The sequence below is a fragment of the Streptomyces sp. NPDC017095 genome, assembly GCF_044332325.1.
Taxonomy (GTDB): Bacteria; Actinomycetota; Actinomycetes; order Streptomycetales; family Streptomycetaceae; genus Streptomyces.
In genome coordinates, this window is sequence record NZ_JBIROU010000002.1 from 622,965 (window position 1) to 642,609 (window position 19,645).

At 73.5% G+C, this 19,645-nt stretch carries 15 protein-coding genes and 1 other RNA gene; 4 read left to right on the forward strand and 12 right to left on the reverse strand.

What is annotated here, in order from left to right; all coding sequences use genetic code 11:
- Nucleotides 1–46: 46 nt before the first annotated feature.
- On the forward strand, nt 47–1,387 hold the full coding sequence (murA, locus tag ACH4OA_RS05845) for a UDP-N-acetylglucosamine 1-carboxyvinyltransferase (RefSeq protein ID WP_365941862.1): 1,341 nt from the start codon (nt 47–49) through the stop codon (nt 1,385–1,387).
- Between the two features lie 189 nt (nt 1,388–1,576).
- Here the strand turns inward: murA and ACH4OA_RS05850 are convergent, their stop codons facing one another.
- From ACH4OA_RS05850 to ACH4OA_RS05885, 8 genes are all read right to left on the reverse strand, one after another.
- On the reverse strand, nt 1,577–1,858 hold the full coding sequence (locus ACH4OA_RS05850; protein WP_023550134.1) for an HU family DNA-binding protein: 282 nt from the start codon (nt 1,856–1,858) through the stop codon (nt 1,577–1,579).
- 294 nt (nt 1,859–2,152) lie between these two features.
- Entirely contained in the window at nt 2,153–3,568 is a 1,416-nt protein-coding gene (locus ACH4OA_RS05855; RefSeq protein ID WP_397941240.1) for an NAD-dependent malic enzyme, read from the reverse strand.
- 386 nt (nt 3,569–3,954) lie between these two features.
- Complete coding sequence (locus tag ACH4OA_RS05860) at nt 3,955–6,342, reverse strand: HelD family protein (RefSeq protein WP_397967804.1); 2,388 nt, start codon at nt 6,340–6,342, stop codon at nt 3,955–3,957.
- Between the two features lie 116 nt (nt 6,343–6,458).
- Complete coding sequence (locus ACH4OA_RS05865) at nt 6,459–7,223, reverse strand: zf-HC2 domain-containing protein (RefSeq protein ID WP_365871521.1); 765 nt, start codon at nt 7,221–7,223, stop codon at nt 6,459–6,461.
- 62 nt (nt 7,224–7,285) lie between these two features.
- Nucleotides 7,286–7,870 carry a sigma-70 family RNA polymerase sigma factor gene (locus ACH4OA_RS05870; RefSeq protein ID WP_397941243.1) on the reverse strand — a complete coding sequence of 195 codons (585 nt, stop codon included), beginning with the start codon at nt 7,868–7,870 and terminating at the stop codon, nt 7,286–7,288.
- 231 nt (nt 7,871–8,101) lie between these two features.
- Nucleotides 8,102–8,695: a CGNR zinc finger domain-containing protein gene (locus ACH4OA_RS05875; RefSeq protein ID WP_397967806.1), complete on the reverse strand. Its 594-nt coding sequence runs from the start codon at nt 8,693–8,695 to the stop codon at nt 8,102–8,104.
- A 229-nt stretch (nt 8,696–8,924) separates the two neighbouring features.
- The gene (locus ACH4OA_RS05880; protein WP_397941246.1) at nt 8,925–10,076 is read right to left on the reverse strand and encodes a uroporphyrinogen-III synthase; all 1,152 of its coding nucleotides are present in this window, start codon (nt 10,074–10,076) and stop codon (nt 8,925–8,927) included.
- 85 nt (nt 10,077–10,161) lie between these two features.
- Nucleotides 10,162–11,535, reverse strand: coding sequence for a nitrate/nitrite transporter (locus ACH4OA_RS05885; RefSeq protein ID WP_365871529.1), 1,374 nt, complete (start codon nt 11,533–11,535; stop codon nt 10,162–10,164).
- 235 nt (nt 11,536–11,770) lie between these two features.
- Here ACH4OA_RS05885 and ACH4OA_RS05890 point away from each other — a divergent pair, with 235 nt between their 5' ends.
- Nucleotides 11,771–12,106 (forward strand): hypothetical protein, encoded by a 336-nt coding sequence (locus ACH4OA_RS05890; RefSeq protein ID WP_365871531.1) that lies wholly within the window; start codon nt 11,771–11,773, stop codon nt 12,104–12,106.
- Between the two features lie 737 nt (nt 12,107–12,843).
- Here ACH4OA_RS05890 and ACH4OA_RS05895 read toward each other — a convergent pair.
- The gene (locus tag ACH4OA_RS05895; RefSeq protein WP_397967809.1) at nt 12,844–13,821 is read right to left on the reverse strand and encodes a LysR family transcriptional regulator; all 978 of its coding nucleotides are present in this window, start codon (nt 13,819–13,821) and stop codon (nt 12,844–12,846) included.
- 84 nt (nt 13,822–13,905) lie between these two features.
- Between ACH4OA_RS05895 and ACH4OA_RS05900 the strand changes: the two genes are divergently transcribed.
- A complete protein-coding gene (locus ACH4OA_RS05900; protein ID WP_397967812.1) occupies nt 13,906–15,159 on the forward strand; it encodes an MFS transporter in 1,254 nt (417 codons plus the stop codon).
- 857 nt (nt 15,160–16,016) lie between these two features.
- Complete coding sequence (locus ACH4OA_RS05905; RefSeq protein ID WP_397947376.1) at nt 16,017–17,345, forward strand: helix-turn-helix transcriptional regulator; 1,329 nt, start codon at nt 16,017–16,019, stop codon at nt 17,343–17,345.
- A 75-nt stretch (nt 17,346–17,420) separates the two neighbouring features.
- On the opposite strand, the gene ssrA is transcribed toward ACH4OA_RS05905, so the two are convergent.
- The 3 genes from ssrA to ACH4OA_RS05920 form a co-directional block, all read right to left on the reverse strand.
- Nucleotides 17,421–17,790: a transfer-messenger RNA gene (ssrA, locus tag ACH4OA_RS05910) on the reverse strand.
- Between the two features lie 93 nt (nt 17,791–17,883).
- Nucleotides 17,884–18,363: an SsrA-binding protein SmpB gene (gene smpB / locus ACH4OA_RS05915; RefSeq protein WP_365871539.1), complete on the reverse strand. Its 480-nt coding sequence runs from the start codon at nt 18,361–18,363 to the stop codon at nt 17,884–17,886.
- Between the two features lie 56 nt (nt 18,364–18,419).
- The gene (locus tag ACH4OA_RS05920) at nt 18,420–19,595 is read right to left on the reverse strand and encodes a S41 family peptidase (protein WP_397967814.1); all 1,176 of its coding nucleotides are present in this window, start codon (nt 19,593–19,595) and stop codon (nt 18,420–18,422) included.
- Nucleotides 19,596–19,645 lie beyond the last annotated feature (50 nt).

Below are 19,645 nucleotides of genomic sequence, written 5' to 3' on the forward strand. Positions count from 1 at the left end.
ACAATGATCGGCCGGCCCCTGCCCAACTCATCGGAACGCGAGATTCATGACCGTCAACGACGATGTCCTGCTTGTCCACGGCGGAACCCCGCTGGAGGGCGAGATCCGTGTCCGCGGTGCGAAGAACCTCGTACCGAAGGCCATGGTCGCCGCCCTGCTCGGCGGCGAGCCGAGCCGACTGCGCAATGTTCCGGACATCCGTGACGTGCGGGTCGTCCGCGGCCTGCTCCAGCTGCACGGGGTGACGGTCCGTCCGGGCGAGGAGCCCGGCGAACTGGTGCTGGACCCGACGCACGTCGAGAGCGCCAACGTGGCCGACATCGACGCCCACGCCGGTTCCAGCCGTATCCCGATCCTCTTCTGCGGTCCGCTGCTGCACCGTCTCGGCCACGCGTTCATCCCGGGCCTGGGCGGCTGCGACATCGGCGGCCGGCCCATCGACTTCCACTTCGACGTGCTGCGGCAGTTCGGCGCGGTCATCGAGAAGCGGGCCGACGGGCAGTACCTGGAGGCGCCGCAGCGGCTGCGCGGCACGAAGATCCGGCTGCCGTACCCGTCCGTCGGCGCGACCGAGCAGGTGCTGCTGACGGCCGTACTCGCCGAAGGCGTGACCGAGTTGTCCAACGCGGCCGTCGAGCCGGAGATCGAGGACCTCATCTGCGTGCTGCAGAAGATGGGCGCGATCATCGCGATGGACACCGACCGCACGATCCGCATCACCGGTGTGGACAAGCTGGGCGGCTACAACCACCGCGCCCTGCCCGACCGCCTGGAGGCCGCCTCCTGGGCGTCGGCGGCGCTGGCGACCAACGGCGACATCTACGTCCGCGGCGCCCAGCAGCGCTCGATGATGACGTTCCTGAACACCTACCGCAAGGTGGGCGGCGCCTTCACGATCGACGACGAGGGCATCCGGTTCTGGCACCCGGGCGGGCAGCTCAAGTCCATCGCCCTGGAGACGGACGTGCACCCCGGTTTCCAGACCGACTGGCAGCAGCCGCTGGTGGTGGCGCTGACCCAGGCCACGGGTCTGTCCATCATCCACGAGACGGTGTACGAGTCCCGGCTCGGCTTCACCTCCGCGCTGAACCAGATGGGCGCGCACATCCAGCTCTACCGCGAGTGCCTGGGCGGCTCCGCCTGCCGCTTCGGCGCGCGCAACTTCCTGCACTCCGCGGTCGTCTCCGGGCCCACCCGGCTCCAGGGCGCCGATCTGGTCATCCCCGACCTGCGCGGCGGCTTCTCGTACCTGATCGCGGCCCTGGCCGCCGAGGGCACGTCCCGGGTGCACGGCATCGACCTGATCAACCGCGGCTACGAGAACTTCATGGAGAAGCTGGTGGAGCTGGGCGCGAAGGTCGAGCTGCCCGGCAAGGCGCTCGGTTAGCGGTCACGAACGGCAAAGGGCGGCCCCCCTCGCGAGAGGGGGGCCGCCCTTTTGGCGTCTCCGGCCGGGCACGCCCCGAAGGGGCGCGGGGCCGTGTCGAACTGGCGGCTCCGCCGCGGGGCGCGACCGGCCGCGAGGGACCGGCAGTCGACCACGGCGCCGAAGCGGGCCGGCGCTCGAAGCGGGGCCTTACTTGCCCTTGGCGGCTTCCTTGAGCTTGCTGCCCGCGGTGACCTTCACGCTGTAACCGGCCGGGATGTTGATGGGCTCGCCGGTCTGCGGGTTGCGCGCGGTGCGCGCGGCACGGTGGGTGCGCTCGAAGGTCAGGAAGCCAGGGATGGTGACCTTCTCGTCGCCCTTGGCGACGATCTCGCCGACGGTCTCGGCGAACGCGGCCAGCACGGCGTCGGCGTCCTTGCGGGTCACCTCGGCGCGGTCGGCCAGCGCGGCCACCAGCTCACTGCGGTTCATGTTGTTACTCCCGTGTTTTTCTTGCCGTTGGGGTGTGCCACGCGGCGGAAGCCGCCCGAGGCACTGCGATGCCGATGCGCTCGCGCCCAGGGAGGCATCCTGCCCCTACCTGCGGCGGGAAAGCCAATCCGGCACCCGCAGCAGTCGTGAGAACACCCTGGGGAGTCACACGAAAAGCGCCCGCTCGGCCGTCACCCTAGAGGGCACCGGGCACCGCGTGGTTCCACGACGCGCCGGTGCGGGGGGCCGCAGTGGTCATGCTCACAGCCCCCCGCACCGCGCAGCGCGCCGCGCTCAGACCGTCGCGCCGGCCGCCTTGGCCGCCTCGCGGACCGCTCCGGCCACCGCGCCCGCGACCTTGTCGTTGAAGACGCTGGGGACGATGTAGTTCGGGTTCAGCTCGTCCTCGCTCACCACGTCGGCGAGGGCCTTCGCGGCGGCGAGCATCATCTCGGTGTTGACCGTGCGGGACTGGGCGTCCAGCAGGCCGCGGAAGACACCCGGGAAGACCAGCACGTTGTTGATCTGGTTCGGGAAGTCGGAGCGGCCGGTGGCCACGACGGCCGCCGTCTGCCGGGCGATGGCCGGGTCGACCTCGGGGTCCGGGTTCGCGAGCGCGAAGACGATGGCGTCGTCGGCCATGGCGGCCACGTCGGCGCCGTCCAGGACGTTCGGGGCGGAGACGCCGATGAAGACGTCGGCGCCGCGCACGGCCTCCTTCAGGGTGCCGGTCAGGCCCTCGTGGTTGGTGTTGTCGGCGATCCAGCGCAGCGGCGAGTCGGCCGGGGCGTCCACCAGGTCCGCGCGGCCCGCGTGGACGACACCGTGGATGTCGGCGACGACCGCGCTCTTCACTCCGGCCGCGAGCAGCAGCTTGAGGATGGCCGTGCCGGCCGCGCCGGCACCGGACATCACGACCCGGATGTTCTCGATCGCCTTGTCCGTCACGCGCAGGGCGTTGGTGAGGGCGGCGAGGACCACGATGGCGGTGCCGTGCTGGTCGTCGTGGAAGACGGGGATGTCGAGCGCCTCGCGCAGCCGGGCCTCGATCTCGAAGCAACGCGGCGCGGAGATGTCCTCCAGGTTGATGCCGGCGAAGCCCGGGGCGATGGCCTTGACGATCTCCACGATGGCGTCGGTGTCCTGGGTGTCCAGGCACAGCGGCCAGGCGTCGATGCCGGCGAACCGCTTGAAGAGGGCCGCCTTGCCCTCCATGACGGGCAGCGCGGCCTTGGGGCCGATGTTGCCCAGGCCGAGCACGGCGGAACCGTCCGTCACGACCGCAACGGAGTTGCGCTTGATGGTGAGGCGGCGGGCGTCCTCGGGGTTCTCGGCGATGGCCATGCAGACCCGGGCCACGCCGGGCGTGTAGATCATCGACAGGTCGTCACGGTTGCGGATGGGGTGCTTGGACGCCATCTCGATCTTGCCGCCGAGGTGCATCAGGAACGTACGGTCGGAGACCTTGCCCAGCGTGACGCCCTCGATGCCGCGCAGCTGCTCGACGATCTCCTCGGCGTGGGCCGTGGAACTGGCCGCGATGGTGACGTCGATCCGGAGCTTCTCGTGGCCGGACGCGGTGACGTCGAGGCCGGTCACCGAGCCTCCGGAGGACTCCACGGCGGTGGTGAGCTGCGATACGGCGGTTCCGCTCGCGGGCACCTCCAGCCGGATCGTCATCGAGTAGGAGACGCTGGGCGCCGTTGCCATGGCCGACTTCCTCTGCTTTCACCGTGTCGCGGGTTGTGCCGTCCGATCGTCGCACCTACCGCCCAGTACGTGGTAGCCGCCCCGGGTTGCGGACGTTGTGTTCACGCGAGGTTCGCTGCGGGTGCACGGTTTCGGAAAACGACTTCCACCATACGAGAAACGGTCGGGCGAGGAAAGAGGCCGCCGGGGCAAAGAAAGAGGCCCACGTCACATCCGTGACGTGGGCCTCCCACGTAGGTGACACCGACCCGCCATGCTCGCCTCGCGGCAAGTGGTCGCTCGTAGCGACGAAGGTTGGGCCCGGGGGCTTGGATCGGGCCGGTGTCACGTCAAGGCTAACAAACGGATCCCGGAAGCCATTCCCCCTGCGCCGCCTTCCTCGGAAATCAGTCCCGGAGCAGGTCCGGCACGCCCGCCGCGTCCGGCTGGTCCCGCTCCCCGGAGACCACCGTGAGCTGCTGCGTCGCCCGGGTCAGCGCCACGTACAGCACGCGCAGGCCGGCCGGCGACTCGTCGGCGATCTCCGCGGGCGAGACGACCACCGTCGCGTCGTACTCCAGGCCCTTGGCCTCCAGGCTGCCGAGGGCCACCACCCGGTCGCCGAGCCCGGCCAGCCAGCGCCGGGCCTCCTCGCGCCGGTTCATCGCCACGACCACGCCGACGGTGCCGTCCACCAGGTCCAGCAGCCGTCCGGCCTCCGCGCGCACGGTCTGCTCCAGTGCCTGTCCGGCGACGGTGAACCGGGGCTCGACCCCGGTCGAGCGCACGGCGGACGGGGCCTCGGCGCCGGGCATGGCGAGCGCCAGCACGCGCGCGGCCAGCTCGGCGATCTCGGCCGGGTTGCGGTAGTTCACGGTGAGCTGGAAGCGGCGCCGGGGCCGGGTGCCGAGCGCCTCGTCCCGGGCCTCGGCCGCCTCGTCCGGGTCGGACCAGGAGGACTGCGCCGGGTCGCCGACGACCGTCCAGGTGGCGTGCCGGCCCCGGCGGCCGACCATGCGCCACTGCATCGGCGTGAGGTCCTGCGCCTCGTCCACGATCACGTGCGCGTACTCGGTGCGCTCCTGCGCCAGCCGCTCGGCCCGCTCGCGCTGGGTCTCCTCGCGCACCGGCATCAGCTCCTCCAGCCCGGTGAGCTGGTCCAGCGGGTCCAGCTCGCGCTTGCGGCGGGGCCGGGCGGGCGCGCCGAGGACCGCGTGGAGCTCGTCGAGCAGGGCGATGTCGTGCACGGAGAAGCCGTCGCGTCTGAGCGAGCGGGCGACCTTGCGGACCTCGCCCGGGTTCAGGATGCGCCGGGCCCAGCGGCCGAGCCGCTTGTCGTCGGCCATGGCGGTGAGCACCGACTTCGGGGTCAGCTCGGGCCACCAGGCGTCGAGGAAGGCGGTGAAGGAGTCCTCGCCCGCGACGTCCTCGTCGAAGGACGACCGCAGCTCGGCGGCCAGCTCCGGGTCGGTGTGCCGGGTCTGGGAGCCGGACTTGGCCCACAGGGCGTCCAGCAGCAGCCTGCGGGCGCGCGGGCGGAGCAGGTTGACCGGCGCGGTGCCGCCGAGGGCGGTGCGGCGGATGCGTTCCAGCTCGTCGGCCTCCAGTTCGAGCCGGCGCCCGAAGGCGACGACCCGGAGGCGGGCGGGCGGCCCGCCGGCCGGCCGGCGCGCGCCGTCCCCGGTGTCCGCGGTGCCCGCGTTGTCAGCGGTCTCCGCGCTGTCCGCCGGTACGGCCGGGCCCAGCTCCAGGGCGCCCCGGGCGGCCTTCCGCAGCACCTTCAGCATCCGGTACGAGCCCTTGGCGCGGGCCACGGCCGGGGAGTCGTACAAGGTGGCCTCGACGCCGTCGACCAGCGAGCCGATCGCGCGGATGGCGACCTGGCCCTCCTCGCCCAGCGAGGGCAGCACGCCCTCGGTGTAGGCGACGAGCAGCGGCGTCGGCGAGACGATCAGGATGCCGCCCGCGTAGCGCCTGCGGTCCTGGTAGAGCAGGTAGGCGGCGCGGTGCAGGGCGACGGCGGTCTTGCCGGTGCCCGGACCGCCCTCCACCTGGGTGACGGAGGCGGCGGGTGCCCGGATGACGAGGTCCTGTTCGGCCTGGATGGAGGAGACGATGTCCCGCATGGTGTGGCCGCGGGCCTGGCCGAGCGCGGCCATCAGGGCGCCGTCGCCGATGACGGGCAGTTCCCGGCCGTCCAGGAAGGCCGTCAGCTCGGGCCGCATCAGGTCGTCCTCGACGCCGAGCACCCGGCGTCCCTTGGAGCGGATGACCCGGCGCCGCACCACCCGGCCCGGCTCCACGGGCGTGGCCCGGTAGAAGGGCGCGGCGGCCGGCGCCCGCCAGTCGATGACCAGCGGGGAGTAGTCCTGGTCGAGGACGCCGATCCGGCCGATGTGCAGGGTCTCGGCGATGTCGGCGGTGTCGTCGTCGCGTACGGCGCCCTCCGCCGGCTCGACCGCCGTGTAGGCCCCGTCGGGCCCCTTCTTGCCGTCCTTGCCGGGCAACAGGTCGATGCGTCCGAAGAGGAAGTCCTCGAACTCGTTGTTCAGCCGGTTCAGATGGACACCGGCCCGGAAGACCTGCGCGTCCCGCTCGGCGAGCGCGCCCGGGGTGCCGACCTGGCCGCGCTGGGCCGCGTCGTGCATGAGGAACTCGGCCTCGTGGATCTTCTCCTCCAGCCGCCGGTACACCCGGTCCAGGTGTTCCTGTTCGACGCTGATCTCTCGGTCGCGCACGGAATCGTGCGCCTCGTGTACCGAGCCGACCGCGGACTGCTGAACCTGAGCGGCCACCGGGCCCCCTTCTGACGTGCTGGGCAGCCGTCAACCGTACGCGAAGGGGACCCGTCGGGGCTACGGGGCGGCGGCTCGCCGGGGGCGCGGCGCGCGGCCCCGGCGGACGGCGCCCGCTACGCGCCGACCTGCACCAGCTTCTTCCCCTCGAACGTCACGACCTCGAAGTGGTCGATCTCGTTCGGCTGGAAGGCCGCCGCACCGCCGATGTACAGCGGCTTCTTGGCCTCCTCGGTCCGCGCGCCCGGGACGCCGTAGCCCCAGTCGGGCACGGACCACGAGGACATGGTCACGCGCTGCCCGTTCTTGGCGACGAGCACCAGGGAGCACTTCAGCGGGCCCTTGACGTTCTTCAGCTCCAGCACCGCCTGGGTGCCCCAGTCCTTGCCCGCCAGGGCGACGGTCGCGCTCACCCGGGTCGCCGCGTCCGTGGCGGACTTCTTGTCGGACATGGTGCGGAAGGCCGCCTGGGCGGGCGTGGCGGTGACCTGCCCGCCGTCCCCACCGCCGTCGACCGCGAGGGCGGCCAGCGGGCCCCCGATGATCAGCGCGGCCGCCGCCGCGACCAGGTAGAAGCCGCGGCGGCGCTTGCGGGCGCGCTGCTCGGCGACCTCGTCGACCAGGTTCTCCGCCAGCCGGGGGCTCGGCCGGGCGGACAGCGACTCGCCGATCGGGGGCGTGCCGCCGGAGCCGGGCAGGTCGGCGAGCGCGGCCAGCATCGGTTCCATGCCGGCCAGTTCGTCCAGTTGCCGGGCGCACCACTCGCAGCCGGCGAGGTGCGCCTCGAAGGCGGTCGCCTCGGCGTCGTCGAGGATGCCGAGGGCGTACGCGCCGACGGTCTCGTGCTCGCTCGGCACCGGAGATCCCTGGCTGGGGCTCATGGGCCCAGACATACCCGGACCTCCCGGTCCGAATCCCTGCATTCCCCCGTACCCCTCGCTCATCACGCCGTCACCCCCCGCTCCTCCAGTGCCAGCTTCATCGACCGCAGGGCGTAGAACACCCGGGAGCGGACCGTCCCGCTCGGGATGCCCAGCGTCTCGGCCGCCTCATTGACGGTACGCCCCTTGAAGTACGTCTCGACGAGAACCTCCCGGTGGGCCGGGGTCAGGTCGTCGAGCGCGTCCGACAGCGTCATCAGCCACAGCGCCTTGTCGATCTCGTCCTCCGCGGGGATGACCTCCAGCGGCGACGGATCGACCTCCTGCGGCCGGGCCTGCCGGCTGCGGTGGCCGTCGATGACGATGCGGCGCGCGACCGTCACCAGCCAGGGGCGTACCGATCCGGTCGCCCGGTTGAGCTGACCGGCGTTCTTCCAGGCACGGATGAGCGTTTCCTGTACGACGTCCTCGGCGCGCTGGCGGTCACCGGCGACCAGCCGCAGGACGTACGCGAGCAGAGGTCCGGCGTGCTCTCGGTACAGCGCGCGCATCAGCTCCTCGTCAGGCTCCGGAGACTGTGAGGACATGCGATGTCGGGCCCTCGTTCCACGTTCGTTGGCCACGGCCGCATCCTTGCGCACGCCCACCTCCGGTGTCCGGGGGTTCCCCCAGTCGGTCGCTCGCCCACCGGTACGGGCCCGGGCGGCCCGGTGTTCAAACCGGAGGGACGGATTTCCCAAGGCCGGGGTGACGAGCGGGACATGCGCGCACATTCCCACCGCACGATCTTCACTTTCCCGGCACGGCACCGGGCGGGCCGCGCGCTGCCCGCGTAGCGGGCGGCCGTCCGCGCTGTAGCGGACATCACGTCGCGGGCGTCAGCTCCGCGCGAGCGCGGCCCGCCGCCGGTGCCGGGCGACGCGCTCCCGGTTGCCGCACCCCTCGCTGGAGCACCAGCGCCGGCGCCGCCCGCGGGAGGCGTCCAGGTACACGAGCGGGCAGTCGTCCGCCGCGCAGCGCCGTACGGCGGCCCGCGCGACGGGATCGGTGAGCAGGTCCACGGCGTCCCGGGCGACGACGGCGAGCAGCGCGGCGCAGCCGGGCGGCCCGGCCAGCTCCCGCACCGGCCGCCCGTCCGGACCGGGTACGGCGACGGGCGCGGGGGTCGGGCACCGGGCGGCCTCGTTGACCCGTCCGAGTGCGGGCCCGTACGCCGGTGACGGCGCGGCCAGCATGCCCCGCACCACGTGCCCGACGCTCTCGCGCAGGTCCTGGAAGGCGGCCGGCCACGATCCGTCGGCGTGTCCGAGGGGCGTACCGTCCGGCACCAGTCCGGCGTCCGCGATCCACGCGCGCAACGCGCCCACGCCGTCTAGGCGTTCGTCCGGGTGCAGGGTGGCGAGCAGGTCCAGACAGACCCGTCCGGCGTCGAACCGCGGCGCGTGCGCGGGCGGGGCGCTTCCCGGTGCCATGTGCCAGTCACCGCCTAGGCGAGAGCCGCGCGGCAGCGTGCGGGGCGCCGCGCGGACGGCATGCGGGGCCCGGTCCGCCCCGCCCCTCCACAGTGCCCGCCCGCGGCACCCGCCGGAACCCCCCGTACCGGCCGCGGTCGTCCCGGCCCCGGACCCGCGCCGGCCGCCGTGGCCCCGCCCGGGACGCGCGGGGGCGGGCCGCGGTGCCGGGACGCGGGCGCGGGCCGGCTCAGGAGTCCGCGTACTTCGCGTCCGCCGCCGGGTCCAGGGCCAGCCGGTAGCCGCGCTTGACCACCGTCTGGATCAGTTTCGGCGCGCCGAGCGCCGTACGGAGGCGGGCCATCGCCGTCTCCACGGCGTGCTCGTCCCGGCCCGCGCCGGGCAGCGCCCGCAGCAGGTCCGCGCGGGGCACCACCCAGCCGGGCCGGCGGGCCAGGGCGCGCAGCAGGGACATCCCGGCCGGCGGGACCGGCTTGAGGTCGCCGTCGACCAGGACCGCGTGGCCGCGGATCTCCACCCGGTGCCCGGCGACGGGCAAGGTCCGTGCCCGGCCCGGGAGTTCCTGGCACAGGAGCTGGACCAGGGGGCCCAGCCGGAAGCGTTCCGGCTGCACGGTGTCCACGCCGTGGGCCTGGAGCGGGACCGCGGTGACCGGGCCGACACAGGCCGGCAGGACGTCGTGGGCGAGGGCGGAGACCAGCTCGTCCAGCAGGCCCCGGTCCTGTGCCCGGGCCAGGAGGGAGGCGGCGGCGGGCGCACTGGTGAAGGTGAGCGCGTCCAGGCCGCGGGTGACGGCCGCGTCCAGCAGGCGGTCCAGCGGGCCGATGTCCTCCGGCGGCATCCAGCGGTAGACCGGCACCGGGAGCACCTCCGCCCCGGCCGCCCGCAGCGACTCCACGAAGCCGGGCAGGGGTTCGCCGTGCAACTGGACGGCGACCCGGTCGCCGTCGACGCCCTCCTCCAGCAGCCGGTCGAGCACCTCGGCCAGCGACTCCGAGGCCGGCGACCACTCCTCGGTGAGGCCCGCCGCGCGGATCGCGCCCTTGACCTTGGGCCCGCGCGCCAGCAGCCGTGCCCCGCGCAGCCGGCCCACCAACTGTTCCCCCAGGCCCCAGCCGTCGGCGGCCTCGACCCAGCCCCGGAAGCCGATCGCCGTGGTGGCCACGACGACGTCGGGCACCTGGTCGATGATCTCCTTCGTCGCGGCGAGCAGTTCGCCGTCGTCGGCGAGCGGCACGATCCGCAGCGCGGGCGCGTGCAGGACGGTGGCACCGCGCCGCTGGAGCAGGGCGCTCAGCTCCTCGGCGCGGCGCGCCGCGGTGACGCCCACGGTGAACCCGGCGAGGGGGCCGTGCTCGGGTTGCTGGTCTTCGTCGTACATGGCTCTCCTAGCTGGCCGGCACGCCGACCGAGCCTGTCAACACGGCGTGACAGGCTCGGTACGGATCGATGTCGCCGGTGTTACGTCACACCTCTGCATAACCGAGCCGGGCCGTCGTCTCCGAAGCCGGCGCCGTGGCCGGAATCCGCCCCGGGGAGCGGCGAAGGTATACGACCCAGGTGACCGCGAAGCACAGGCCGTAGTAGGCGAGGAAGGCGACAAACGCGCCGGTGCCGGAGCCGTAGGCGAGGAACGACTGGCGGAACGCCAGGTTGATGCCGACTCCGCCGAGCGCGCCGACCGCGCCGATCAGGCCCATGGCCGCGCCGGACAGCCGCCGGCCGTGGGCCACGGCCGCCTCGCCCTCAAGCCCCCGGGCCAGTGCCTTGGCCTGGAAGATGCCGGGGATCATCTTGAACGTCGAACCGTTGCCGAGGCCGCTGAGCACGAACAGGACGACGAACACGGACACGAACAGCGGCAGCGACTTCTGCATGCCGGCGACGATGAGTACGGCGGTGGCTGCGGCCATGCCGACATAGTTCCACAGGGTGATGCGGGCACCGCCGTAGCGGTCGGCGAGGCGGCCGCCCAGCGGACGGATGAGGGAGCCGAGCAGCGGGCCGATGAAGGTGAGGTAGGCCGCCTGGAGCGGGGTCCGGCCGAACTGGTTCGTGAGCACCTGGCCGAAGGCGAAGCTGTAGCCGATGAACGAGCCGAAGGTGCCGATGTAGAGCACGGCCATGATCCAGGTGTGGGCGTCCCGGACGGCGTCCTTGGCGGCGCCGGTGTCGTTGCGCACGGAGGCGAGGTTGTCCATGCGCAGCCCGGCGAGCACGGCGGCCACGACGATCAGCGGGATGTAGATCCCGAGCAGCACGCGCGGGCCGCCGCCGGCGCCGATGATGGCGAGCGAGACGAGCTGGATGACGGGCACGCCGATGTTGCCGCCGCCGGCGTTGAGCCCGAGCGCCCAGCCCTTCTTCCGCAGCGGGAAGAAGGCGTTGATGTTGGTCATGGAGGAGGCGAAGTTGCCGCCGCCGATGCCGGCCAGCAGGCCCACGAGGAGGAAGGTCGTGAAGGACGTCCCCGGCTCCATCACGGCGAACGCGGCGACGGTCGGGACGAGCAGCAGACTCGCCGAGATGATCGTCCAGTTGCGGCCGCCGAAGACCGCCACGGCGAAGGTGTACGGCACCCGGACCACCGCGCCGACCAGCGTGACCGCCGAGGTCAGCAGGAACTTGTCGGCCGGGGTCAGCCCGTACTCGGGTCCCATGAACAGCACCAGCACGGACCACAGGGTCCACACGGAGAAGCCGATGTGCTCGGAGAGCACGGAGAACCACAGGTTCCGGCGCGCGGTCCGCTCCCCGGTCGCGCTCCAGAACGCCTCGTCCTCCGGATCCCAGTGCTCGATCCAGCGGCCACTGCGACGGGTTGGGGCTGGGGCTGTCATCACGCCTCCACGGGTGCTCCGGCTGCTCGGTCTGCCGACCACTGACTCGGTCCGAAGGTAGGGAGGGTGCGTTTCCGGCCTGTGGCTGTGGGTGACCGGAAGAAAACGATGCTCTCACTCGGCCCGGGAGCGGCCGGTGAGGCGTCCCGCCCGGCCCCCGGCCCCGGCCGGCGCGAAGCTCTGGAACTGCTCAACCGGTGTGGACCGGGCGGCGGGCGGGAGCGACCATGATCGTATGAAGGCATTCGCGGGATGGGGCAAGAGGCTGGACTGCGTTCTGGTCATCCGGGACTCGGACCTCGTCGCGGCGGCGCTGCGGGAGGCGCTGGCCGGGGCACCGGAGGACGAGCGGCCGGGTCTGGAGCGGGCCGCCGCGCTCGTCGAGGCGACCGCGGACGCCGGTGAGGGGCCGCTGCGGGCCGCATGGGTGCGGTCGCGGCTGGCCGGCGTCGGGTTCACCGGGGACATCACCTCGGTCGCCGCGGTGAAGGCCCTGCGCCAGGCGGAACCGGACCTGAGCCTGCTCGCGGCGGTGCAATTGCAGAAGGAAGCCGTGGCACATCCGGAGTAGGCCACACCGGGGGGAGGCCCCACGGGGTGAGCCCCCAGACGGCGGGGCCGCACCGGGGTAGGCCCCCACGGGGCGGGCCACCACGGGGCGGGGTCGCCACGGGGTGAGGCCCCCGCCGGAGAGGGCCCGTCACCGGAGAGGGCTCGCTCCGCGAGGGGGCCGCCACCGGGGTGAGGCCGCACCGGGGCGGGGCCGCGACGGGGTGAGGCCCTCCGCCGGGAAGGCCCGCCGCCGGAGAGGGCCCGCTCCGCCGGTGAGGCCCGCCGCGGGAGAGGGCCCGCTCCGCCAGGGCGCCGCCACCGGAGTGAGGCCGCACCGGGGTGGGGCCACCACGGGGCGGGGCCGCCACGGAGTGAGGCCGCCACAGGGTGAGGCCGCCACGGGGTGGGGCCCGCCGCCGGAGAGGGCCCGCTCCGCCAGGGCGCCGCCACCGGGAAAGGCCCATCACCCGAGAGGGCCCGCCTCGCAAGAGGACCGTCCCGCAAGGGGGCCGGTCGTGACGTCACATGCGGGGCCCGCCACCGGAGAATGCCCGCCTCACAGGGAGCCCGCCCCGCAGGGGGACCCGCCCCGCAGGGGACCGCTCCGCAAGGCCCGCGCCGCAGGGCCCACCTCGCACGGAGCCCGCGCCGCAGGGGCCCACCCCGCGAGCCCGCGCCGCTGGGGCCCGCCCCGCAAGGCCCGCCCCACAGGAGCCCGCCGCAGGGGCCCACCCCGCAAGGGCCCCGCCCCGCAGATCACGTGCAGGCGGTCATCGTTTCCTCGTCCTCCGGCGGGAGCCAGCCGTCGGGGGGCCGGCGCAGCCAGTCCTCGGTTCGGGAAAGTCCGGCCGCCGCCTCGCGCAGTGCGGCCAGGCCGGGGTGGACCAGTCCCCTGCGCCACACCAGGGACACGGGGGACAGCGGGACGGGATCGACGAGCGGCCGCACCACCGTGCCGGGCAGCGCCGGGAAGTCCACCACGGCCAGCACCGGGTTCCCGGTCTTCGCCATGACGCGGCCGAACTCCTCGTCGCCGACGGCCAGCGGGAGCGGCGGGGCCGGCCGGACGCCCCGGCCCGTGAAGAGCCGCAGGGCCAGGTCGGTCCACTCCCGGGTGCGCGGGTTGCCGGCACCGGCGTACACCGTCTCCCCGGCCAGCGCGGACAGGGGCACCTCGGGCGAGCGGGCCAGCGGATGGTCCTCGGGCAGGACGACCGCCATCGGCTCGTACCGCACCGGCTGCTGCGCCAGGCCGGAACGCAGCGCCGGGTCCAGGCCGGCGAAGCGGCCGAAGGAGGCGTCCAGGCGGCCGGCCAGCAGATCGGCGGCGGCACCGGTCAGGCCGCTCTCGTAGCGGGCCATCAGCTCGTGCGCGGGGGCCAGTTCGCGGGCCCGGTACAGCACCCGGCGGCCGGTGGCCAGACCCGCCGAGTTGAGGTCGACCAGCAGCGGGCGGGACCGGCCGGCCGCGCACGCGGCGAGCAGGTCGTCCTGGGCGGCGAGGACACGGCGCGCGTACGGCAGCAGGCGTTCGCCGTCCGGGGTCAGGGTGACCTGCCGGGTGGTGCGCACGAACAGTTCGGCGCCCAACTCCCGCTCCAGCCGCCGCACATCACGGCTGAGCGCCTGCTGGGCGACGTACAGGCGGGCCGCGGCCCGGGTGAAGTGCAGTTCCTCGGCGACCGTGACGAAGGCGCGCAGCAGGCGCGGGTCGATGAAGGCGGCGGCGGGCATGACGGCGAACTTACAATGCAAGTGCGTCAATCGGCGCGCCGAAGGTGTTGGACCCGGTGATCCGCCCCGGGCGACCGTGGATCCATGCCGCACCAGACCGCGCCGCCCGCGCCCCCGCATCCACCTCGACGCGCCCTCCGGAGCCGCCGCATACCCCGCGGCGGGCGGCCGGGCACCGGCTACCGGCGGCTCTTCGCCGTCCCCGGCGCCCGTGCCTTCACCGCCGGCAACCTGCTCGCCCGCCTTCCCACCGGCATGTTCAGCGTGAGCGCGGTCGTGATGATCGCCGGCTCCCGCGGCTCGTACGCCCTCGCCGGTGCCGTCACGGCGACCGGACTCGCGGCGACCGCGGCGGCCGGGCCCTGGCTGGCCCGGCTGGTCGACCAGCACGGGCAGGCCCGGATCGCGCTGCCGGCCACGGTCGTCTCGGTGCTCGGCAGCCTGGCGTTGCTGCTGTGCGTCCACTACGACGCACCCGGCTGGACCCTGTTCGCCGCGTACGCCGCCACCGCCGCCACGCCCAACGTGGGCGGTCTGTCCCGGGCCCGCTGGGCCCATCTGCTGCGGGACGAGCCCGGCGCGCTGCACGCGGCGAACGCGTTCGAGCAGGCCGCGGACGAGCTGTGCTTCATGCTCGGGCCGGTGCTCGCCTCCTTCCTGACCGGCACCTTCTTCCCGGAGGCGGGCACCCTCGCGGGGGCGGGCCTGCTGCTCGCCGGGATGGTGCTGTTCACCGCGCAGCGGGCGACCGAACCGCCGCCGGCGGCCCGCACGAGGGCGCCGTCGCCGCTGCGCGCGCCCGGCGTCCCGGCGCTGTTGGTCTGTTTCACGGCGACCGGCGCGGTGTTCGGCGCGATGGAGGTGGCGACGATCGCCTTCGCCGACGCGCGCGGAGAGCGTGCCGCGGCGGGCGCGGTGCTCGCTTTGCAGGCGGCGGGGTCGTGCGCGGCGGGGCTGGTGTACGGGGCGCTCGGGCCGGCCGCCGTCCGGCTGACCCGGTGCCTGGCGGCCATGGCCGTCCTCATGGCGCTGCCCTGGGCGGCGGCCGGCACCGGTTCGCTGCCGGTGCTCGCCGGTGCGCTGCTGGTCGCGGGCATGGCGACCGCGCCGACCATGGTGACGGCGATGAGCCTGGTGCAGCGGCGCACGCCCGCCGGCCGGCTGAACGAGGGCATGAGCCTGATGGTGACCGGGCTGCTCACCGGCATCGCCTGCGGCTCGGCGACGGGCGGCTGGGCGACGGACCGCCTCTCCCCCGTGACCGCCTTCGCGGTCCCGGCGTCGGCCGCCGTCCTGGCCCTGCTCGTCGGCCTGGCCGGCCGGGACCGCACGGCCTGACCACACGCTTACGGAAGGCGACGTGAAGTGGGCGGATGGTGACCGATGTGATCGACAACACATGATCGATTTCGTCTACGACCGGAAACGTCGACGGCCCGCGGACGGCGTCTGCCCACTCCGCGCACGTCACACCGGCCCGGCGTACCCGTAGCGGCTGTGAACTGCGGCAACGGTCGGCAGCCCGGCCCGCGGCCCCGGGAGCCGACGGAACGGTCCGGCACCCTACGGACAAGTACGGCAATCAACTGATCGTCAAACGGACAACCTGCAACGGAGTTGGGGCCCGACGCGCTCTGAACTCGACCTGTGTGACGCGTGTGACCGGGTAGGCTCATCACACATCGTCTCTCGTGACGCGCTTCGCGATCGGTTCGCCCGATCGGGGCCGATCGCCCCGCGACCGAGAGGAGGTGTGCGCGTGGAGAATCCGCCGGAAGGCGGCGGGCGGGACAACCGGAAGACCGTGAGGAAGATCCTCGGTTGGCTGGCGCTCCAGGCACTGGGTGCCTGGCTGCGACACCAGCTGGAAAGTCTCTTCTGACGGCGGAAGGCCCTCTGCGGCAACAGAGGGCCTTCGAAGTCTCGCTCCCACACGCCGGCCCTGTGCCCCCGCCAACGGCCTGACAACCGTGGGGGCCAGGGCCACTTTCACCATCGATCCACATGGACCGCAGTCACCAACCTGGGCCCGACGTCGTCCAACCTCGCGCATTTCAGCGGGCGCATCCACCTGTTCAGCCGCCTAAAAGCAAGCCGGGCCAGGTGAGCCGCTCCCGCGGACCGTCGACGGACGACCGTCGTGACGCAGGAATGGTACCCCTAAAGTGGTCCTCCCGAAGAGGAAGAGCACAGGCATGGCGCGGGGACTGGCCGATTTCAGCCCGTCGGAGCTGCGCGCTCTCCGGATGAACCTCCACGCGCGTCCGGGCGCGACGGCCATGACGGCGGAGGAGCTGGCGCGGGCCGTCGGCACCACCAAGGCCCAGATACTGGCCTACGAGAACGGGCACCGAGTGCCAGATCCGCCCCGCATCCGCGCCCTCGCCCGGGCCCTGGGCACCCACCCCTCCTTCCTGATGAACGACCGGCTGCACGCCCCCTGGGGCATCGCCGACACCCGCCGCGCCTGCGGCCTGCGGGCCCGGGACGTGGTGGAGGCGCTCGGTGTGTCGCCCAAGAACTACCGGCGGTTCGAGAACGAGGGCATCGTGCCCAGCCGGCGGCCGTGCTTCCTCGACGAGGTGGCGGCGCTGTTCGGCGTCTCCCGCGCCGTCCTGGAGCGCGCCGTCAACCGCACCCCGGCCGTCCGCAGACGCCAGGAGCGGGCCGCCGAGCTGATCGAGACCCTGGCCGACCGCTATGTACCGGCGCCGGGACCGTGGAAGGGCCCGGCGCCCGACGACCCGGACCTGATCGAGCTGGCCACCGCCTACGGCCGGCCCGTGCAGCGCACCCGCCGGGTGCTGGCCCACGAACTGGGCGAGCTGCGCCAGACCCGGGTGCGGGCGGAGCGGGAACGGGTGATCGCCGACTTCGACACCGACCGGGACCGGCAGGCCAACGCCCGGCTCGCCCTGCTGCGCTGGACCCACGTCTACGCCCGGGAGCTGACCCGGATCGCTCCGCGCATGGAGCAGTTCCACCGCAACGCGCAGCCCTCCACCCACTGGCAGCTGCTCGTGGACCTGTTCAACGTGGAGGCCCACGCGTCCCGGGCCGAGGGCGGGCTGTGGGCGGTGGCCGGGCTGCTCTCCGCCCACGCCGAGCGGCTGCCGCCCCACCTGGTCGAACGGCGGCGGATCGAGGACGTCTGCGTGTGCCGGCTGACGGCGGCCGGGCTCGCCCACCTCAACACCTTCGCCGGCCTGTACGCGGCGCTGTATCCGGGCGTCCGCCGGCCGCTGCGCTCCGCGCCCCGCTCCGGCGGGTCACGCGGCCGGCCGCCGGCCGGGGCCGAGACCTTCGGCGTGCCCCAGCACGCCGAGCGGCTGGTGGTGCCGCTGCCCGCGCTGGAGGCGTTCCGTAGCGTGGTGGCGCGCACCAAGTCGTTCGTGACCGTGGAACTCAGCCCGCATCTGCGGCTGACGGTCGGACCGCACTCCGTGACGGCCGCGCCCGTCGAGGGCGAGCTGCCCGAACCGGGGGCCCCGGAGGAGGGCGGGCCCGGCCCCGGCCAGGCATAGGACAAGACGAAGGCCCCGCGGCACGCTCGCCGCGGGGCCTTCGCCCACATGGGTGGGAGGCCGGTGGCCTCCCGATCGTGGAGATGGCGGGAATCGAACCCGCGTCCAACGGTGCGGAATCAGGGCTTCTCCGTGTGCAGTCCGCTACGTTTTTCTCGGCCCCGGAGATCACGCGGACAAGTCTCCGACGGGCTCAGTCACTGTGTGATTTCCCTCTACACCCCGTGACCGGGTCTAGAGGTTTAGTTCCCTAGCTGATGCCAGGATCCGGGTCGGGAACAGCCCCGGGCTGACACTTCGCAAGTCGCTACTTAGGCAGCGAGGGCGAAGGAATCGCGCTTGGTGTTGGCGATTATTTTTTTCGGCCTGTGGTTTACGAGATCATGGCCGCTTCCTCGACACGCTTCCCCTGCTTCGACAGCCGCTGTCGAAACCGATCATCCCCATGTTGATTTCTCAAGGTGCGCACCAGGCGCGAGCGTCCGGTGCTGTGTCCCATCGTACGGGAACAACGCGGGCGGGGGCCAGCGCATTCCCGCTAGGCGCGCTGCCGGCGCCGGACCGCCGAGATCACCCGCTCCGCCTCGCGCCGGTCCTGCTTCTCCCGCAGGGTCTGGCGCTTGTCGTACTCCTTCTTGCCCCGGGCGAGCGCGATCTCGACCTTCGCCCGGCCGTCCTTGAAGTACAGCGCGAGGGGCACGATCGTGTGACCCGTCTCCTGCGACTTCGCCTCCAGCTTGTCGATCTCGGAGCGGTGCAGCAGCAGCTTCCGCTTGCGGCGGGCGCTGTGGTTGGTCCACGTGCCCTGGCTGTACTCGGGGACGTGCACGTTGTGCAGCCACGCCTCGTGGCCGTCGAGCTGCACGAAGCCGTCGACCAGCGACGCCCGGCCCTGGCGCAGCGACTTCACCTCGGTGCCCATGAGGACCAGACCGGCCTCGTAGGTGTCGAGGATGTGGTAGTCGTGCCGCGCCTTCTTGTTCTGCGCGATCAGCTTGCGCCCTGTTTCCTTAGCCATAGTGCCGACCATTTTCGCACCAGGCGGGGGGTGCGAGTACAGCGGTTTACCCGTGGCTACGACGGATCGCCCAGTCCTTCGAGGACCGTCTCGGCCCGTTGCAGGGCCCGCGCGCCCGCCTCCAGGTCGGGAGTGATGCCCCGGCCGTCGACCGTGCGCCCGGACGGGGTGCGGTAGTGGCCGACGGTCAGCTCGGCCACGGAGCCGTCGGGCAGGCTCACCGGCATCTGGACCGAGCCCTTGCCGAAGGTGCGGGAGCCGATGACCACGGCGCGGCCCCGGTCCTGGAGGGCGCCGGTGAGCAGCTCGGCCGCGCTCATGGTGCCGCCGTCGACGAGGACGACGAGGGGCCGGGCGGTGTCACCGCCCGGCGCGGCGTGCAGGGCGCGCTGGACGCCGTCGACGTCGTAGGTGGCGACCAGGCCGCCGTCGAGGAAGGCGGAGGCGGTGTCCACGGCCTCGGTGACCAGGCCGCCGGAGTTGCCGCGCAGGTCGAGGACGGTGCGGCCGTCCGCCGGGGCCGTGCGCAGGGCCGCGCGGACCGCGCCGGCGGAGCCCTTGGTGAACGCGGAGACCTTCAGGACGGTGACCCCGCCGGGCAGCCGGCACACGGTCACGGAGTCGGTGGACAGCCGGGCCCGGCGCAGCGTCTCGGTCCAGGCGCGGGCGCCGCGCCGGAGGCCGAGCGTGACCGTCGTGCCGGCCGGGGCCTCCGCGCGCGGCGCGTCGCCGCGGAGCAGGGCGATCACCTCGGTGACCGGGCGCCCGTCGACCGGGCGGCCGTCGACGCTGCGCAGCCGGTCGCCGGCGCGGATCCCGGCACGGGCGGCGGGCGAGCCGGCCCGCACCCTCGTGATCTCGATCCGGCCGTCCGGCTGCTGCCGCGCCCACAGGCCGACCCCGGTGTAGCGGCCGTCCAGCGCGTCCTGGAACTCCTCGTACTCGTCCTCGGAGTAGACCGCGGCCCAGCGGTCGCCACTGCGGCTGACGGCCCGTTCGGCGGCCTCCATGGGGGACGTGCCGGCGGCCAGCGCCTCGGCGGCGGCCTTCTCCACGGCCGTGTGCCGGGCGACCGGGTCCGCCGGTCCGACCGGCGTCCGCCGCGCCGGTGCGCCGGGCCCCGGGAGGGAGCCGGTGGCGGCGCCGGCGATCAGCACGCCGGCGAAGACCAGGGTCAGGGCGGCCCCGCGGCGGGTGCGGCGGGTCTCGTGGAACGGGTCGCGGCCTGACATGGCGGTGAGTCTAGGACAACGCGAAGGGCCGTACGGACGGATGCCCGTAC

Bases quoted from the DNA above. Each gene is read 5' to 3' on its own strand.
- murA (WP_365941862.1), top strand. From the start codon at position 47: ATGACCGTCAACGACGATGTCCTGCTTGTCCACGGCGGAACCCCGCTG.
- ACH4OA_RS05850 (WP_023550134.1), bottom strand. From the start codon at position 1,858: ATGAACCGCAGTGAGCTGGTGGCCGCGCTGGCCGACCGCGCCGAGGTG.
- ACH4OA_RS05855 (WP_397941240.1), bottom strand. From the start codon at position 3,568: ATGGCAACGGCGCCCAGCGTCTCCTACTCGATGACGATCCGGCTGGAG.
- ACH4OA_RS05865 (WP_365871521.1), bottom strand. From the start codon at position 7,223: ATGAGCCCCAGCCAGGGATCTCCGGTGCCGAGCGAGCACGAGACCGTC.
- ACH4OA_RS05875 (WP_397967806.1), bottom strand. From the start codon at position 8,695: ATGGCACCGGGAAGCGCCCCGCCCGCGCACGCGCCGCGGTTCGACGCC.
- ACH4OA_RS05880 (WP_397941246.1), bottom strand. From the start codon at position 10,076: ATGTACGACGAAGACCAGCAACCCGAGCACGGCCCCCTCGCCGGGTTC.
- ACH4OA_RS05885 (WP_365871529.1), bottom strand. From the start codon at position 11,535: ATGACAGCCCCAGCCCCAACCCGTCGCAGTGGCCGCTGGATCGAGCAC.
- ACH4OA_RS05890 (WP_365871531.1), top strand. From the start codon at position 11,771: ATGAAGGCATTCGCGGGATGGGGCAAGAGGCTGGACTGCGTTCTGGTC.
- ACH4OA_RS05895 (WP_397967809.1), bottom strand. From the start codon at position 13,821: ATGCCCGCCGCCGCCTTCATCGACCCGCGCCTGCTGCGCGCCTTCGTC.
- ACH4OA_RS05900 (WP_397967812.1), top strand. From the start codon at position 13,906: ATGCCGCACCAGACCGCGCCGCCCGCGCCCCCGCATCCACCTCGACGC.
- ACH4OA_RS05905 (WP_397947376.1), top strand. From the start codon at position 16,017: ATGGCGCGGGGACTGGCCGATTTCAGCCCGTCGGAGCTGCGCGCTCTC.
- smpB (WP_365871539.1), bottom strand. From the start codon at position 18,363: ATGGCTAAGGAAACAGGGCGCAAGCTGATCGCGCAGAACAAGAAGGCG.
- ACH4OA_RS05920 (WP_397967814.1), bottom strand. From the start codon at position 19,595: ATGTCAGGCCGCGACCCGTTCCACGAGACCCGCCGCACCCGCCGCGGG.